The 12,517-nt window shown below is 68.7% G+C and carries 11 protein-coding genes; 8 read left to right on the top strand and 3 right to left on the bottom strand.

Annotation, left to right across the window (positions count from 1 at the left end):
* Positions 1–2 precede the first annotated feature (2 nt).
* Positions 3–683, top strand: a complete 681-nt coding sequence (locus F6W70_RS10480) for a methyltransferase domain-containing protein (RefSeq protein ID WP_318278858.1) — start codon at positions 3–5, stop codon at positions 681–683.
* Positions 670–1,791: an FAD-dependent oxidoreductase gene (locus F6W70_RS10475; RefSeq protein ID WP_151486557.1), complete on the top strand. Its 1,122-nt coding sequence runs from the start codon at positions 670–672 to the stop codon at positions 1,789–1,791. Before F6W70_RS10480 ends, F6W70_RS10475 begins: the two co-directional genes overlap by 14 nt.
* 66 nt (positions 1,792–1,857) lie before the next feature.
* Here F6W70_RS10475 and lpdA read toward each other — a convergent pair whose 3' ends face one another.
* Together lpdA and F6W70_RS10465 are read right to left on the bottom strand one after the other, a co-directional pair.
* On the bottom strand, positions 1,858–3,255 hold the full coding sequence (gene lpdA, locus F6W70_RS10470) for a dihydrolipoyl dehydrogenase (protein ID WP_017830203.1): 1,398 nt from the start codon (positions 3,253–3,255) through the stop codon (positions 1,858–1,860).
* A 9-nt stretch (positions 3,256–3,264) separates the two neighbouring features.
* Positions 3,265–3,912, bottom strand: a complete 648-nt coding sequence (locus tag F6W70_RS10465; RefSeq protein WP_151486556.1) for a copper resistance CopC family protein — start codon at positions 3,910–3,912, stop codon at positions 3,265–3,267.
* Positions 3,913–4,012: 100 nt separating this feature from the next.
* Here F6W70_RS10465 and F6W70_RS10460 point away from each other — a divergent pair, with 100 nt between their 5' ends.
* The 3 genes from F6W70_RS10460 (at position 4,013) to F6W70_RS10450 (ending at position 5,830) form a co-directional block, all read left to right on the top strand.
* A complete protein-coding gene (locus F6W70_RS10460) occupies positions 4,013–4,498 on the top strand; it encodes an FHA domain-containing protein (RefSeq protein ID WP_017830205.1) in 486 nt (161 codons plus the stop codon).
* Positions 4,498–5,184 carry a transcriptional regulator FtsR gene (ftsR, locus tag F6W70_RS10455; RefSeq protein ID WP_055867295.1) on the top strand — a complete coding sequence of 229 codons (687 nt, stop codon included), beginning with the start codon at positions 4,498–4,500 and terminating at the stop codon, positions 5,182–5,184. The genes F6W70_RS10460 and ftsR overlap by 1 nt, the downstream gene beginning before the upstream one ends.
* A gap of 100 nt (positions 5,185–5,284) precedes the next feature.
* On the top strand, positions 5,285–5,830 hold the full coding sequence (locus F6W70_RS10450; RefSeq protein WP_055867298.1) for a MerR family transcriptional regulator: 546 nt from the start codon (positions 5,285–5,287) through the stop codon (positions 5,828–5,830).
* 70 nt (positions 5,831–5,900) lie between these two features.
* Here F6W70_RS10450 and F6W70_RS10445 read toward each other — a convergent pair whose 3' ends face one another.
* The gene (locus F6W70_RS10445) at positions 5,901–6,713 is read right to left on the bottom strand and encodes a ParA family protein (RefSeq protein WP_028501500.1); all 813 of its coding nucleotides are present in this window, start codon (positions 6,711–6,713) and stop codon (positions 5,901–5,903) included.
* 93 nt (positions 6,714–6,806) lie between these two features.
* On the opposite strand from F6W70_RS10445, the gene F6W70_RS10440 reads away from it, so the two are divergent.
* The 3 genes from F6W70_RS10440 (at position 6,807) to def (ending at position 12,468) form a co-directional block, all read left to right on the top strand.
* Positions 6,807–10,214, top strand: a complete 3,408-nt coding sequence (locus tag F6W70_RS10440) for a pyruvate carboxylase (protein ID WP_055867301.1) — start codon at positions 6,807–6,809, stop codon at positions 10,212–10,214.
* A gap of 65 nt (positions 10,215–10,279) precedes the next feature.
* Positions 10,280–11,977 carry a MinD/ParA family ATP-binding protein gene (locus F6W70_RS10435; protein ID WP_151486555.1) on the top strand — a complete coding sequence of 566 codons (1,698 nt, stop codon included), beginning with the start codon at positions 10,280–10,282 and terminating at the stop codon, positions 11,975–11,977.
* The gene (gene def, locus F6W70_RS10430; protein WP_017830211.1) at positions 11,977–12,468 is read left to right on the top strand and encodes a peptide deformylase; all 492 of its coding nucleotides are present in this window, start codon (positions 11,977–11,979) and stop codon (positions 12,466–12,468) included. Before F6W70_RS10435 ends, def begins: the two co-directional genes overlap by 1 nt.
* Positions 12,469–12,517 lie beyond the last annotated feature (49 nt).

Below are 12,517 nucleotides of genomic sequence, written 5' to 3'. Positions count from 1 at the left end.
TGATGGACGATCCGCACGCCGACGCACGGATGCTGGCGCGGACCTACGGACGGTTCGGGTTCGTGAACGCCCTGGTCTCCCGGCCGGGGGCCCTGTACCGACGCGACATCCGACCGCGCGCGCAGCGCTCCCGGCCGTTGCGGATCCTCGACGTCGGGGCGGGCGGGGGAGACCTCTGCCGGCTGCTCGCCTGGCGGTTGCGTCAGGACGGTCTCGACTCCGAGATCACCGCTCTCGACGCGGACGAGCGGGCGATCCGCTGGGCGTCGGCGCACGACGGCGGCGCGGGCATCCGGTATCGCCGCGCCCTGACGACCGAACTCGTGGCCGCGGGCGAGACCTACGACGTGGTGCTGTCCAATCACGTGCTGCACCATCTCGATGACGCCGAACTCACGACCGTGCTCAGCGATTCCGTGCAGCTCGTCACTCCGGGCGGGCTGGTGTCGCATCATGACATCGCACGCAGCCGCACCGCCTACGCGCTGTTCGCCGCGGCCACCTGGACCATCTCGACCACGCTGCTGGCGGACTCGTTCATCCGCGAGGACGGCCTCCTCAGCATCCGCCGCTCGTACACAGCCGCCGAGCTCGCCGCGATCGCCCCTGCCGGGTGGACCGTCCGCGGGGGTGTGCCCTCTCGCCTGGAACTGCGGTGGGAGGGTGATCATGCCCGACCATGACGTGCTGATCGTCGGCGCGGGGCCGGTCGGCCTGCTGCTGGCCTGTCTGCTGGTGCGGGACGGGATGCGGGTCGCGGTCTGCGAACGCCGGACGCACGCCGACGATCGGACCAGGGCCATCGGCATCCACCGCCCGGGGCTCGAAGCGTTGGATGCCGCAGGCATCGGCACCGCGGTGCGGGCGGAGGCGCTGCGGCTCGAGGGCGGCGAGGTGCGCAGCCGTCGACGGAGTCTGGCGTCGCTGACCTTCGCCCCTGATCGCCCGGTCCTGATCCTTCCGCAGCCGCGAACGGACGCCCTGCTGCGGGCCCGGCTGCACTCGCTCTCCGCGGACGCATTGATCTGCGGATGCACCGTGCGCAGCATCTGCCAGAGCGCGGATGCCGTGCGGGTCACGGCCGACTCCGCCGAGGGGCCGCACGAGATCTCGGCCAGCGTCGTCGTCGTCGCGGACGGCGTGCGCAGTCGATTCCGCGACGAGGTGGGTGCCGGGTGGCGCCCCCGCGCGGGACGCGCCTCCTATGCCATGGCAGACGCGGTCGATGCGAGACCGGACGCACGTGCCGTGCTGCACTGCGAACCGGAGGGTCTCGTCGAGTCGTTCCCCCTCCCGGGCGGGCGCCGGCGATGGGTGGTGCGGGATACGGGGAGCGGTGTCCTCGGCAGCATCGAGGACTTCCGGGCGGCGATCCAGATGCGCACGGGAATCGACCTCGAACTCGCGCCCGACCTGAAGCCCGCGTCGTTCGTCGCCGCGCAGCACACGGCGACGAGGCTGCATCGGGGGAGGATCGTGCTCCTCGGCGACGCCGCGCACGAGGTCAGCCCGATCGGCGGGCAGGGGATGAACCTCGGATGGGTGGATGCCGTCCGTCTCGCCGCAGAGCTCGCACGGGTGCTGCCGAGCCGGACCCCCGACTTCTCGGCGTTCGCGCGAGAGGCGCACCGATCGGCGGCGCGGGCGCAGCGCCGCTCGTCGTTCTACATGTCGATGGGTGCTCCGGCATCCGCCACGATCGTGCGCGGCAGGGAACTGCTGATGCGCGCACTCGGATCCGCGCCGCTGCGCGGGTGGACGGCGGGGCTGCTCACGATGCGCGGTCTCTGACCCAGGTTCCTGGACGCACGAAGGCCCGGTCCGCGTATCGCGGACCGGGCCTTCGGGAGGAAGAGATCAGAAGTTGATCATGTGGCCGGCGAGGCCGTGGAAGCCCTCCTGCAGCGCCTCCGACAGCGTCGGGTGCGTGTGCACGTTGCGGGCCAGCTCCAATGCCGTCAGATCCCACTTCTGAGCCAGCGTCAGCTCGGGCAGGAGCTCCGACACGTCCGGGCCGATCATGTGGGCGCCGATGAGCTCGAGGTGCTCTGCGTCGGCGATCAGCTTGACGAAGCCGACCGGCTCGCCGAGGCCGTGCGCCTTGCCGTTCGCCATGAACGGGAAGGTGGCGACCTTGATCTCGCGCCCCTCGTCCTTGGCCTGCTGCTCGGTGAGACCGAACGACGCGACCTGCGGAGAGCAGAACGTCGCACGCGGCATCATGCGGTAGTCGCCCAGCGTCTGGGTCTCCGCGCCGCCGATCGTCTCGGCAGCGACGACGCCCTGAGCCTCGGCCACGTGGGCGAGCTGCAGCTTGGCGGTCACGTCGCCGATGGCGTAGATGCCCTCGACATTGGTGCGCATGTGGTCGTCGATGTCGATGGCGCCGCGCTCGGTCAGCTTCACTCCGGTGTTCTCGAGGCCGAAGCCCTCGATGTTCGGGGCGAATCCGACCGACATGAGCACCTTGCCGGCCTCGATCGAGCTCTGCTGCCCGTCCTTGCCGGTGTAGGTGACGGTGACGGAGGAGCCGTTGTCGACGACCGACTCGACCTTGGTCGACGTGAGGATGTCGACGCCGTAGTTCTTGTACTGCTTCGTGATCTCCTTCGACACATCGGCGTCCTCGTTGGGCAGCGCACGGTCGAGGAACTCGATGATCGTGACCTTGACGCCGTAGTTCGTCAGGACGTAGGCGAACTCCATGCCGATGGCGCCGGCGCCGACGATGACGATCGACTCGGGCAGCTCACGGGTCATGATCTGCTCTTCGTACGTCACGACGTTCTCGCTGAGCGTGACACCCGGCAGCAGACGGACCTTGGAGCCGGTGGCGATGATGACGTTGTCGAAGGTGACCTCTTCGACCTGGCCGTCGGCCTTGGCGACCGAGATCGCCTTGGGACCGGTGAAGGTGCCGCGACCGTTGTACTCGGTCACCTTGTTCTTCTTCATCAGGAAGTGGATGCCCTTGACACGGCCCTCTGCGACCTCACGGCTGCGGTCGAAGGCCTTGCCGAAGTCGATCGTGAACTCGCCGGAGATACCGAAGAACTCCGCCTTGTGGTTCAGGGTGTGTGCGAGCTCCGCGTTCTTCAGGAGCGCCTTGGAGGGGATGCAGCCGACGTTGAGGCAGACACCGCCCCAGTACTTCTCCTCGATGATGGCGGTGGAGAGACCGAGCTGCGCGCTGCGAACCGCAGCGACGTATCCGCCAGGACCTGCACCAAGGATGACGACGTCGTAGTGTGGCATGCCTTAAGCCTATCGCTCGGAGGACGGGTCGGAATCGGTCGGAGCCGTGCCGCGACGGCGGCTCATGACGATCCAGACGACCACGCCGGCGACGACAAGGACGGCGACGATCGAGACGATCCAGATCGCCGCGGAGGTGCCGGCGGAGTCGTCTGCGTCCGTGCTCGGCGCGCTGGTGACCTCGGGAGCGGCGGTCTGCTCCGCGGTGGGCGCGGCCGTCGTCGGTGCCGCGGTGGGTTCATCCGTGGTCGCTGCGTCGCCGACCGTCACCGTGAAGAAGTACTCGCCCGACGTGGGGTGCCCGTCGCTGGAGACGACCTTCCAGATCACGTGGTAGGCGCCGGCCGGTCCCGATCCCTTCAGCGGCTGGGTGACGATCGCGCCGTCGACGGCCGCCGGGCCGTCGGTGACCTGGTTGCCGTCGGGGTCGGTCACGACCACCTCGGTGGAGCCTTCACCGCCGATCAGTTTCGCGCTGAAGGTGAGCGTCAGCGTGGCGGGCACGACATCGACCGACTCATCAGCCGCCGGCGACGACGAGACGAGCGCGTCGTGCGCCGAAGCCGAAACCGGGGAGAGGAGAACGAGAAAGGCGGCGAGCAGTGTCGCGGCGAGGGCGATCGGGGCAGCCGAGCGGCTCAGAGCTTTGGTCTTCACGAGTACAGCCTATGAATCCTCGGTATGGGACCGCTGAGTGTGAAAGCGGCCTCCCGCGAGCGGCTCGGCATCCGTTAGTCTGGACAATCAGGAGGGCACAGTGACTGACAGCGACAGCCGACCGGCCGGAGAAGCCGCGATCCACCGTTCCGGTGAGCAGAGACACGACGTTACGCAGACGTTCGGACATGATTCCGATCTGTCGTTCGTGCCGTTCGGAGTGGAACTCACCGACGTCGAGCAGACGGCGATCGCCGCTCTGCCCGCGGGATCGGCGCTTCTGCTGGTCCGTTCCGGCGCTCTCGCCGGAGCGCGATACCTTCTCGACACCGACGTGACGACCGTCGGCCGTCACCCCGAGGCCGACATCTTCTTCGACGACGTGACGGTCTCGCGTCGTCACGCGGAGATCACTCGCACCGGGTCGACGTTCGAGATCATCGATCAGCGTTCGCTCAACGGCACGTACGTCAACGGTGAGCGCGTCGACCGCAGCGCGCTGGTGGACGGTTCCGAACTCCGTGTCGGCAAGTTCCGACTGAACTTCTTCGCCTCTCCGCACGACCGCCTGGCGGCGAACGCCTGATGGCGGCCTCTCCCGCCCGCGAACGCTCTGCGTCCGCGGGCCTGCTGAGTATCGGCCAGGTGCTCGCACGGCTCACCCCGGAGTTTCCCGACCTGACCTCCAGCAAGCTGCGCTTCCTCGAGGTGCAGGGGATCGTCACCCCGTCTCGCACGGAGTCCGGCTACCGCAAGTTCTCGGCCTCCGACATCGAGCGGCTGCGTCTCGGGCTCACGCTGCAGCGCGACCACTACCTGCCGCTGAGCGTGATCCGCGAACAGCTCGATGAAGCCGACGCCGGCGGGGATGCGACCGCGCTCGTGCCGCCGCCGTCTATCGCTCCGACCCCGCGCCGCTACCGCCGCGACGAGCTCCTGGCTGCTGCCGGAGCCGGGCCCCAGCTTCTCAACGACGCGATCAGCACCGGCGTCATCACCGCTCAGGAGAGCTACCCCGAGGCGACGGTCACGCTGCTGCGCGGTCTCGTCGGACTGGATCGTCACGGCATCGAGCCGCGGCACCTCCGCTCGCTGCGCCAGGGCGCCGAACGCGAGGTCGCCCTCATCGAATCGGCCATGTCCGCGCTGCTGCGCCGGACCGACGCCGCCTCCCGTGCGAAGGCCAGCGAGCTCGCCCCCGAGCTCGCCTCGCGCATCGACGAAGTGCGCTCGCTCTTCGTCAAGGACGCGCTCTCGCGAGTGCTTTCGTAACGAACTGATTGCGACACACCTTCGCCGTCCCACGGATGTGATTGCCGGTGCCCAGGCACTGCTCTACCGTGGAAGATAACCGTTCCAGGGAGGATTTCAGATGAATGCGGATGAGCTCACAGGCGACCCGCGGTTCGTACCCGAACTCCTCTTCACCGACGGTCTTCCCGCGATGGATGATGAGGTCGGATACCGCGGCGCTGTCGCTGCTCGTGCCGCCGGCATCACCTACCGACAGCTGGACTACTGGGCACGCACCGAGCTGGTGGAGCCCACTGTCCGCGGAGCGAGCGGTTCCGGTTCGCAGCGGCTCTACGGCTTCCGGGACATCCTCGTCCTCAAGCTCGTGAAGAGCCTTCTCGACACCGGCATCTCGCTGCAGCAGATCCGCACGGCCGTGGACGAGCTCCGCCGCGCCGGCATCCGTGACCTCGCAGGCACCACGCTCATGAGCGATGGCGCCTCGGTCTACCTGTGCACCTCGAACGACGAGGTCATCGACCTCGTCAGCCGTGGTCAGGGAGTGTTCGGCATCGCCGTCGGCAAGGTGCTCCGCGAGGTCGAGTCGACGCTCGTCGCCTTCGATGCGACCGCTCCCGACCCCGTCGACGAACTGTCGGCGCGTCGCACCAAGCGCACCGCCTGACCTCTCGCGTCATACAGAAAACGGCCGTCCTCGAAGAGGATGGCCGTTTCGCTGTGTGCGCCCGGGAGGGTCAGCTCTGCTGACCGCTCTCGGGGACGGCGATGCGTCCGGTGCGGATGATCCGGTCGAGCAGCTGGTCGAAGTCGGCCGCGAGCTCCTGCGCGGAATCTCCCGGCCAGATGTGCAGCGGCTTGGCGGCACCCTGCGCCTGCTGCAGCGAGGTGCGCTCCGGCAGCTGCGGGGAGAGCACGAGGGGCCCGAACATGTCGCGCAGCTCCTTGATGCGGAACTGGTGCTCGATGGACTGGGGGCGCACGCGGTTCACGACGATGCCGAGAGGCTGCAGACGAGGGGAGAGGCCGCGGCGGATCTCCTCGATCGCGCGAAGGGCACGGTCGGCCGCGGCGACGGAGAACAGGCCGGGCTCGGTGACGACCATGACGCGGTCACTCGCCGCCCATGCCGTGCGGGTCAACGCGTTCAGAGACGGTGCGCAGTCGACGAGCACGAGGTCGTAGTCGGCCTCGACGGATGCGAGCGCCTCTTCGAGCTTCCACACGTCGCGCACGCTCGGGTGCGGACCGTCGAAGTTGATTGCGGAGGGGCTGCCGATGAGGACATCGATCGTTCCGGGGTGCACCTTCGCCCAGCCGCTGGAGGTGATCGCCTGGCGGACGACCTTCTCCTTTGGGTTCGCCAGGACGTCGGCGATGTTGAGACGTCCGGCCACCTGGATGTCCATCCCGGTGGAGACGTCGGACTGCGGGTCGAGGTCGACGACGAGAGTCCGGACTCCTCGGGCGAAAGCCGCTGAGGCCAGCCCGAGTGTCACGGTCGTCTTGCCGACGCCTCCCTTGAGAGAGCTGACGCTGAGTACGTGCACGGACACCACGTTACCTTCCCCTAGGCTGGGGGAACACTCAGCCCCGCCCCATGCGCATCGAAAACGCTGCGCATCGAGCTCCCAGAGGTGTGCATGTTCCAGAAGATCCTTGTGGCGAATCGCGGCGAGATCGCGATCCGTGCCTTCCGTGCGGCGGTCGAGGTGGGGGCGCGCACCGTCGCGGTGTTCCCGCATGAAGACCGCGGCTCCGTGCACCGGCTCAAGGCCGATGAGGCCTACGAGATCGGCGAGCGCGGGCATCCTGTGCGCGCATACCTGAACGTCGACGAGATCATCCGCGTCGCGCTCGAGTCCGGTGCGGATGCGATCTACCCCGGTTACGGGTTCCTCTCCGAGAACCCGGAGCTCGCGGAGAAGGCCGCGGCGAACGGCATCGTGTTCATCGGACCTCCTGCCCACGTTCTCGAGATGGCCGGCAACAAGGTCGAGGCGAAGCGTCACGCGATCGAGGCCGGGGTCCCCGTCCTCCGCTCCACCGAGGCATCGGACGACGTCGAGGCTCTGGTGGCGCAGGCCGAGGACATCGGATTCCCGCTGTTCGCCAAGGCCGTGGCCGGCGGCGGAGGGCGCGGGATGCGTCGGGTCGAGACCGCAGGCGACCTCGCTCCCGCTCTCGCCGAGGCGATGCGGGAAGCCGCGAGCGCCTTCGGCGACGCGCGGATGTTCCTCGAGCAGGCGGTCGTTCGCCCTCGGCACATCGAGGTGCAGATCCTCGCCGACAAGACCGGCGAGACCGTGCACCTCTTCGAGCGTGACTGCTCGGTGCAGCGACGCCACCAGAAGGTGGTGGAGATCGCTCCGGCGCCGAACCTCGACGACAGCGTGCGCACTGCCCTGCACGGGTACGCTGTCGCCTTCGCCCGCTCCATCGGCTACGAGAACGCCGGAACGGTCGAGTTCCTGCTTGAGACGGCGGGGGAGCGCACCGGCGAGGTCGTCTTCATCGAGATGAATCCGCGCATCCAGGTCGAGCACACGGTCACGGAAGAGGTGACCGATGTCGACCTGGTGCAGAGCCAGATGCGGATCGCCTCCGGCCAGAGCCTCGCCGACCTCGGCCTGCAGCAGGAGAACCTGCATCTGCGCGGCGCCGCACTGCAGTGCCGCATCACCACGGAGGACCCGACGCAGGGATTCCGCCCCGACACCGGCAAGATCACCACGTACCGTTCCCCCGGCGGTGCCGGCATCCGCCTCGACGGCGGCACGGTCCACCAGGGGGCCCAGATCAGTCCCCACTTCGACTCCATGCTGGCCAAGCTCACCTGCCGTGGGCGCGACTTCCCGGCCGCGGTCGCCCGCGCACGTCGTGCTCTCGCGGAGTTCCGCATCCGCGGCGTCTCGACCAACATCCCGTTCCTGCAGGCGCTCCTGGAAGATGAGGCCTTCATCGCGGGCGATGTCAGCACGTCGTTCATCGACGAACGCCCCGAGCTGCTGCGCGGCCGTGTCTCCAAGGACCGCGGGACGAAGCTCCTCAACTGGCTGGTCGACGTCACGGTGAACAAGCCGCATGGCGTCCACCCCGGCGTCGTCGACGCGGTCACCAAGCTGCCTGCCGTCGACCTGACTTCCGAGCCGGCGCCGGGTTCGCGCCAGCGCCTGCTCGAACTGGGACCTGAGGGCTTCGCCCGCAGCCTCCGTGCGCAGACGGCCCTGGCGGTGACCGACACCACGTTCCGCGACGCGCACCAGTCGCTCCTGGCCACGCGTGTGCGCACGAAGGACCTGGTCGCCGCGGCGCCGTACCTGGCGAGGCTCACTCCCGGTCTGCTCTCGGTCGAGGCATGGGGCGGTGCCACCTACGACGTCGCGCTGCGCTTCCTCGGCGAGGACCCCTGGGAGCGCCTCGACAAACTCCGTGCGGCGCTGCCCAACGTGGCGATCCAGATGCTGCTGCGCGGTCGCAACACGGTCGGCTACACGCCGTACCCCACGGCTGTGACCGAGGCATTCGTCGCGGAGGCCGCTGCCAGTGGCGTCGACATCTTCCGCATCTTCGACGCGCTCAACGACGTGGAGCAGATGCGTCCGGCGATCGAGGCGGTCCGCAACACGGGGACCGCCGTCGCCGAAGTGGCGCTCTGCTACACCGGCGATCTGCTGGATCCGGCGGAAGACCTCTACACCCTCGACTACTACCTGGGCCTCGCGGACCAGATCGTCGACGCGGGCGCGCACATCATCGCGATCAAGGACATGGCGGGTCTGCTGCGTCCCGCCGCCGCCGCCAAGCTGGTCACGGCACTGCGCGAGCGATTCGACCTTCCTGTCCATCTGCACACGCATGACACCCCCGGCGGTCAGCTCGCGACGCTCCTCGCAGCCAGTGCCGCCGGCGTCGATGCCGTGGACGCCGCGTCTGCGCCGCTCTCGGGAACCACGAGCCAGCCGTCGCTGTCGTCTCTCGTCGCCGCGCTCGCGCACACCGAGCGCGACAGCGGGATCTCGCTCGACGCCGTCTCGGATCTCGAGCCCTACTGGGAGGCGGTCCGTCGCCAGTACGCGCCGTTCGAGTCGGGTCTTCCCGGCCCCACCGGGCGCGTCTACCACCACGAGATCCCCGGCGGCCAGCTGTCGAACCTGCGGCAGCAGGCGAAGGCGCTCGGCCTCGCCGACGACTTCGAACTCATCGAGGACATGTACGCCGCGGCCGACCGCATCCTCGGTCGCGTGCCCAAGGTGACGCCGTCTTCGAAGGTCGTCGGCGATCTCGCCCTCCACCTCGCGGCAGTGAAGGCCGACCCTGCCGACTTCGAGGCGAACCCCGAGAAGTACGACGTTCCGGACTCCGTCGTCGGCTTCATGGCGGGCGAGCTCGGCGACCTGCCCGGGGGATGGCCGGAGCCTTTCCGCACCAAGGTCCTCGCCGGGCGCTCCGTGCGCACCGGCCTCACCGCGATCACGGCAGACGACGAAGCAGCACTCGCCGGAACCAGCGCCGAGCGGCGGACACGCCTCAACACGCTGCTGTTCCCCGCGCCCACCGCGGAGTTCGCCGAGCGTCGGGAACTGTTCGGCGACCTCTCGGTGCTCGACACCAGTGACTACCTCTACGGTCTCGTCGCGGGACAGGAGCACCAGATCGAGATCGATCGCGGTGTGCGCCTGTACGTCGGGCTCGAAGCCATCGGCGATGCCGACGACAAGGGCATGCGCACCGTCATGACGACTCTGAACGGGCAGCTGCGTCCGGTGTTCGTCCGCGACCGCTCGATCAAGGTCGACGCTCTCGAGGTCGAGAAGGCCGACACCTCCGTTCCGGGTCAGGTGGCCGCTCCGTTCTCCGGTGTCGTCACTCTGAAGGCCGAGGTCGGGGCCACTGTCCGGGCCGGTGAACCCGTCGCATCCATCGAGGCGATGAAGATGGAGGCGGCCATCACCGCCCCCGTCGACGGCGTCATCGAGCGGCACGCGATCGCCGAGACCCAGCAGGTGGATGCAGGAGATCTTTTGGTCGTGATCCGCCCGGCGCACTAATCTTGTGCGGGCGAGGGCCGCGCATTCGTGTGCACCCGAGGCCCGCGCAGGCTTGGAGCGACATCGTGACACCGAAGAACACCACTGACCCCGAGGAGAACTCGCTGGGGGTGCTCGACGAAGCCGCGTCTCTCGACACGGCAGTGATCGGCATCCTCGGCGGGACGGCCCAGGTCAGCGTGACCCTGCCCAGGAGCGACGACGACGATGACCTCGCCGACGACGGTGTGGTCGACGGCGAGGTCATCGGCGACCTCGTGATCGATCCGCCCCCCGCCGTGGGATCGACGACGAAGACGAAGTCGCTTCCGAAAGCACCCCGTCCCGACCTCGTGCCCGCAGCCGCAGCCGCCGTCGCGCAGGATGCGGAGCCGGACGAAGCGCAGGTCGTCGAGGCGGCGTCAGAGGTCGAGCCTCCTGCGGAACCGGCTGTCGTCACGGGCGTGATCGACGAGCCGCTCGTCATCGAACCGATCGTGATCGAGGTGACGGCAATCGAATCGGCCCCCGTCGCGGATGCCGTCGTCGATGCGGTCGTCGTCGATGACCAGGTGTCCGAGACGATCGCCGACGATCGAGACACCGCCGACCAGCACGCAGCGGAGGAAGTCGCCGCCGCCCAGTTCCTCGCCAAAGCTCGGTCCGAGATCGAGACGGCTCCGCCTGCACCGGCATCCGCCGTGCAGGCGGCCACCGAGAAGGAGACCACCGTGTCCACTCCTGAAGAGAGGTCCGTCGTGCCGCAGCCCGCTCGGGCGGCAGCGCGAGCGGATGTGACGCTGACCTCGAAGCGCCTGGACGATCTGGGCGAGTCCTCGCGCGAGTCCGCCGATCTGCTCACCGCCGACCGGCTGCTCGACCCGCACCGCATCACGAAGCCGGAGCCCGAGGGGGCATGGAGTCATTTCCTCTACGCCGTCTCCGGTCGGCGCATCAACATCGGCGACGGTCGCCGTGCGCGGGAGCGGAAGGCGCTCTCGGCGAGGATCGCGGCACCACTGGCCGGGGGAGCGCGGTTCGTCCCCGTGCTGTCCCGCAAGGGCGGGGTGGGCAAGACGACGATCACCGCGCTGCTGGGCATGGCTCTCGCCGACGCCCGCGAGGATCGTGTGATCGCGGTCGACGCCAACCCCGACCGCGGAACGCTCGCGGAGCGCATCGTGCGCCCGCACCACAGCAAGTCCGTGCGCGATCTCGTCCGGATCCACGACGACGTCAAGGGATACCACGACATCTCCGCGATCGTGGCCCGGGATGCGACCCGCCTCGACGTCCTCGCCTCCGATGCCGACCCTCGCATCGCCGAGGCCTTCAGCGACAGCGACTACCGGGATGTTGCCGGCGTCGCCGCACACTACTACTCGCTCGTCCTCACCGACACGGGCACGGGCATCGTGCACTCGGTGATGTCGGCGACTCTCGATCTCGCCGATCAGATCGTCATCGTCTCCGGTCTCAGCGTCGACGAAGCCCGGCTCGCCTCCGAGACGCTCACGTGGTTGGAGACCAACGGGTATGAGGAGCAGGCGCGCGAGGCGATCGTCGTCCTCAACCAGTCGACGCCGGGGACGCCGCTCGTGCGCCTGAACGAGTTGCAGGCGCACTTCGCCACTCGGGCGCGGAGCGTCGTCCGCGTGCCCTACGACCCGCAGATCGCCGGGGGAGGGACCATCGTGTTCGCGAATCTCCTGCCGGAGACGCGGATCGCAGCCCGTGAACTTGCCGCGCTGCTCGTCGAGGGCCTGCGGGCCAAGGCCGCCTGATGGCCGTCCGCGAGATCCGCATCTTCGGAGACCCCGTCCTGCGGGCGGTCTGTGCGCCGGTCGAGGAGATCGATGACGGAGTGCGTGCGCTGGTGGCAGACCTGGTAGACACCGTGGAGCTGCCCGGTCGCGCCGGAGTCGCTGCGCCCCAGATCGGTGTCGCTCTGCGCGCCTTCAGCTACAACATCGACGGCGACATCGGCTACGTGATCAACCCGGTCCTGACCGAGGTGCGCGGAGAGCCCGAGCCGACGGGGGAGGGCTGCCTCTCGGTCCCCGGACTCTGGCACGACGCGCAGCGTCATCCCTGGGCTCGTGTCGAGGGGATCGACCTCGATGGCAATCCCGTCGTCCTCGAGGGCGACGGCCTGCTCGCACAGGCGCTGCAGCACGAGACCGATCACCTCGACGGCAAGCTCTTCCTGACCCGTCTCGATCCGCAGACGCGCAAGGTCGCCATGCGTGAGGTGCGCGAAAGCGCCTGGTTCTGATCCTCAGAGCATGAAGAAGGGCCCCGCAGCTGCGGGGCCCTTCTTCGAT

This window comes from Microbacterium maritypicum (assembly GCF_008868125.1).
GTDB classification, from domain to species: domain Bacteria; phylum Actinomycetota; class Actinomycetes; order Actinomycetales; family Microbacteriaceae; genus Microbacterium; species Microbacterium maritypicum.
The sequence above is the reverse complement of the archived record's forward strand: the minus strand, read 5'-3'. Positions and strand labels throughout refer to the sequence as shown.

Coding starts and splice junctions, on each gene's coding strand:
- F6W70_RS10480 (WP_318278858.1), top strand. CDS start 3: ATGGACGATCCGCACGCCGACGCACGGATGCTGGCGCGGACCTACGGA.
- F6W70_RS10475 (WP_151486557.1), top strand. CDS start 670: ATGCCCGACCATGACGTGCTGATCGTCGGCGCGGGGCCGGTCGGCCTG.
- lpdA (WP_017830203.1), bottom strand. CDS start 3,255: ATGCCACACTACGACGTCGTCATCCTTGGTGCAGGTCCTGGCGGATAC.
- ftsR (WP_055867295.1), top strand. CDS start 4,498: ATGGCGGCCTCTCCCGCCCGCGAACGCTCTGCGTCCGCGGGCCTGCTG.
- F6W70_RS10450 (WP_055867298.1), top strand. CDS start 5,285: ATGAATGCGGATGAGCTCACAGGCGACCCGCGGTTCGTACCCGAACTC.
- F6W70_RS10440 (WP_055867301.1), top strand. CDS start 6,807: ATGTTCCAGAAGATCCTTGTGGCGAATCGCGGCGAGATCGCGATCCGT.
- def (WP_017830211.1), top strand. CDS start 11,977: ATGGCCGTCCGCGAGATCCGCATCTTCGGAGACCCCGTCCTGCGGGCG.